Source organism: Deltaproteobacteria bacterium (genome assembly GCA_019308995.1).
Taxonomy (GTDB): Bacteria; Desulfobacterota; Desulfarculia; order Adiutricales; family JAFDHD01; genus JAFDHD01.
Map to the genome: position 1 here is coordinate 1 of JAFDHD010000181.1, position 4,124 is coordinate 4,124.

Here is a 4,124-nt window from a genome sequence, read left to right on the forward strand (position 1 = left end):
GCTTCCCACCCCGCCTTACGGCGGCGCAGTTACTTTTGGCTACGGAGCTGAGGCTTGCTCCGGCACGGACTTTCACCGTGCGGGTAGAGCGCCATCATGGGCGCACGATTCCCGTCTGCGCGGGAATGACAACAACTTCCACTTCGCTGACTTGAGGCTTAAGGCAACCTGCCGGTACTTAATCAGGTCTTGAAGCTTCATGGTACGGCCTAGTTTAATTATCTCTTAATTTTCGTCCAAAGGGCGTTGTTAAGCCCAAATTTTTTTTAAAAACGAGGATTATTAACCGAGAGGCAAGGGGAGAACCGCTGTTTTTCGCGATCAATTGATCCGGCTTAATAGTCTTTGATAAACAGCGATAAGGGGCGGCCTTACAAAGCCTTATAAAGCGGATGATAAAACAGAATATTGAGATCTCCGGTTCAGATGTTCAAAATTACGGCTGTGGACCGTGCGCAGAATGTAGCTCTGGAGAAGCTGTTCGTAGGCCTGGTGCTTGCAGTACGTGCTGTTGAAAATTCCGGTTTCCAGGAAGCCCAGGTAACGACATCCGCCGTCACACAGCGGGGTTAGGGCGCAGGAGCGGAGGCATTTTTCCGGAAGCTCCCGGAGCATCAGTCTGGACTCACGGTAAAAATCAATTCCCGTCTTGACATGGCCGTAGTTAAGTTCAGGCGAATCAATTTGAAAGGGACAGGCCGTAATCTGTCCGTCCACATCAATGACCATGGCGGCCTGGTTATTCGCAATGCAGCGCCAGGCAGGCGGCTTAGCGGGTGAACTAAAACCCCAGGCGGCAATTTGGTCCTTGAGCCAGGCACGGCGCTCGGCATTCGTATCAATCAGGCAGTCCGGCCATCCGACCTGCTTTGGCCCTGAAGCATCCTTGCTGTTCTGTCCCGGAAAGCCGGGCTGGAAACTCACCGCGGCGATGTATTCCCCGAGCCCGTGCAGAATAAGATCGTTCAAAAGGGCAGGGTAAAGCAGGTGCTCATCCTGGTTCGGGTCGTATTGACTGATGAGATGAATTTCAATCAACCCGGCCATGGCTGACAGATTGTCCATGATCTGTTCATAGGTCGGACTTCCGTCCTTAGCCGGTCTCAGGTGATCGTGAATAATCATGGGACCGCCGATCTTGACCCGGACCCTGGTTAAGCCAAAGGGCTTGAGACCCTCGATGATATCCGGTTTCAGGTCCAGTCCATTGGTGGTCAGGGAAATCTTGAACAGGATGCGCCGACCGTGGCAGAAGCGGTGCAGGCCTTCAGCCAGGTAAAGGATGATTTCTGGATTAAGCGAGGTGGCTGGCTCTCCAAAGTCAAGATGAGCGCTCACAGGCCGCTTCTGTTCCAGGTCGGTCGTGATGAAGTCCAGGACTGACCTGGCTGTCTCCCGGCTCATCTGCCTGATTTTTTCGGTTTGACCGAAGTAGCAGTTTGAACATCTCATTTCGCAGCCGTGAGTGGGATTGATATGATAGCGGAGATGAGTCAGATCATAGGCCCTCTGATGCCGCCAGTGAGCCAGGACCAGGTTTTCATCTGTATCTGCCGGCACCAGGAAGCCCTGGTTGAGCAGGTGCCTCACGGTTGATTCGTGCTTGCAAGAGCCGGTTCGAGCCTCCTCCCATACGTGCGCCGGAAGCGTACCCACAGCCTTTGTCATGGTGTTGAATAAGGCGGCCTGATCCTGTTCATTCAGCGGCTCAACGATAGTAAAGCGTGAAGGCTTGTACTCGGGCAGCATTGTTGAAATATTCTCCAGAAATAGAATTATCGTCTCGATGATCAAGATTAAGGGGAGTCAAATATCATGCCAGGATGAAATGAACTTCTCTTTGTGGAGATAACCTGTTTTTTTTACTGGAAAGGTTTTATCTGACCGGTGCGCGGCCTGATTTTTATAGTACCATAAAGGCATTTTGAGTCCGGATTTTTTCATTTGAAGTCCGGACTTAGGAGATCGTTTTAATTGTAGGGGCGGGGTTTATCCCCGCCTGTATATTTCTGATGACTTTGTTCTTTTGGAATCACTGCTTCTTAAGAGCTTCTTTTTCCATCTCTTTTTTAATCATCCGCTCTTTAATTGGTGATCCTTCAGGGAAAACAAAGATAGCTAAGGCATGGAAGCATATACCAATACCCCATCCAATAAGTGGCCACTTGAACCAGAGGTATTGGGTTGATGTGGCAAGGTTGATGATAATGAGTAGAATATTCACTCCTACATAGACTGCCAGATGGATGTAAAATCCGATCCTGGCCTCCACTCTTTTTTTGGCCTTCTGAAAAGTCTCTTGGTTTTCCATTTGTGTCTCTTTTGCTATTTATAAAGATATGACGCCAAAAAGCCTCTATTGTTAGTCGCCTTTAACTGTATAACGTCAGCCATATTAGCTGACGTTATACAGTTTAAATCACCCTTAGATACTTGCGAGCGGGATATGGGGTGTCTAATTCCCTTTGAACCTGAAATTCGGCTCCTCAAAGGCCTGGTAGATTACGGCCCCCTCAGCCTGATCCGGCACCGGCCAATTCATGAGATAGCAGATGGTCGGCACCAGGTCCGGGAGCCAGGTGGTGCGTTTGAGGCGGTAACCCTTTTTTACGCCCGGCCCGGTCATGGTAAACAGCCCTTTCAATGAGCCGACCCCCCATTCCGCGGTGGGCAGGATCGAGCCGTGCTGACCCCCGAACCAGGGGTATATGGCGTAGATCACGTCCCCGATGTTATCCCCATAGAGCCCCAGGATTCGGGCGTCTTTTTTTGACAGGGCCAGGGCCACCGGGCGTTTGCCGGTTCCTGGGTCCACGTACGTCAGGAAAGCGTCTATGATCTCCTGCTGCACCTTTTTGTAATCCTCAGGTTCGACGACGCCGCCTGAGTCGCGTCCCTTGAGGTTGACGTAAACGTGGCACGAGCGCTGGGGGATAGCCTTGGACTTTTCGAGAACCGGGTGCGGGCGGGCGCCCCCGGTAAGTAAACCGGCCAGCTTGCCGCCGAAGCCCGATAATTTCACCTCTTCGCCCGGTTGACTTTTTGGAGTCTCGATCGTGATCAGCCCGGCTGGCGCCAGGGCCATATATGGATCGAAAGTCGGTCCATCCGGAGTGGCTCCATGATCTGAGACCAGAATCACCAGCGTATCCTGGCCCGCAGCCTCAATTATTTTCGCTATCAGCCGGTCTTGGCTCTGGTAGATCTTGAGATGCGTCTCCCAGGCCTTGTCGTATAAGTCCTTGTCAGGAGTTGTGTCGGGGTCCATGAAGTTAATGATGGCGTGATACAACCAATCCGGCGGATGGGAGTGCATATAGAAAAGGTCCCAGTCATCTTTGTTCATCAGGGTTACAGCCACGTCTCCGTTGAATTGATCATGAATTTCGTTTGTCTCGGCGTAGGTGTCCAAATCAAACCAGCCGAGAATAAGCGGACGCATACCACCGGCGTGACCAAAGGTACCCTCCTCAGACACAAGCTCCTCGGCGATCTCAGCCGGAGAGGTGCAGCCGGACAATGAGCACAACTCCCCAATAAGGAAACGAAAATCCTCCGCGTCGTCAGATAGCTCAAGGAGTTTGCATCGGAAAAAGACCTCCTGCTCTGATCCGTCCTCCATCTTGATTCGGGTGGTGATTTTCGGGCTCCACTGCCCCACGGCCAGGGTGCAAAAGGCGTCATTGAAATTTTTTGTCGGCGAGAGGCTAGCCCGGTCATAATCCTCACCGTCGGTCTGGTGCGCCAGGACGTACCATGTCGCGTCCGCCGGTTTGTCCTTGGGCGTAGGGAACATAAGTTTGGCCTCCATCTCCAGAGGCTCCGGACTCACCTCCGGGAGGTTTTCCCAGCCTTGAGCATCCTTAAATTCCCCGCGAATGGCAAAGGGGTATATCCCCGTGGTGATCAACTGGCTACCGCACAGGCTGTCTAAAGAGTCCAGCCGCTCGAATCCGTCACGGTATTCGCCGACCGTCAGCCCGGAACCGCCGACCATGACGCCGTTTTTCATTTTAGAAGGCCAGGCCCCGGGATAGTTCAAGACAATGCACTTCTTACCGATTTTGTCCAGGGTATCCCAGAGGGGCTCCGCCTGAATGCGTTCACTGTTGAATGACTCCCCT

General features: G+C 52.3%; 3 protein-coding genes. All 3 read right to left on the bottom strand.

The features are described 5' to 3' along the window. Positions 1–381: 381 nt before the first annotated feature. Positions 382–1,749, bottom strand: coding sequence for an SPASM domain-containing protein (locus JRI95_16505; GenBank protein ID MBW2063145.1), 1,368 nt, complete (start codon positions 1,747–1,749; stop codon positions 382–384). Between the two features lie 283 nt (positions 1,750–2,032). Then, positions 2,033–2,311 carry a 2TM domain-containing protein gene (locus JRI95_16510; protein MBW2063146.1) on the bottom strand — a complete coding sequence of 93 codons (279 nt, stop codon included), beginning with the start codon at positions 2,309–2,311 and terminating at the stop codon, positions 2,033–2,035. 144 nt (positions 2,312–2,455) lie between these two features. Further along, positions 2,456–4,124 (bottom strand): alkaline phosphatase family protein (locus tag JRI95_16515; protein MBW2063147.1); only part of this gene is annotated, 1,669 nt, incomplete at its 5' end.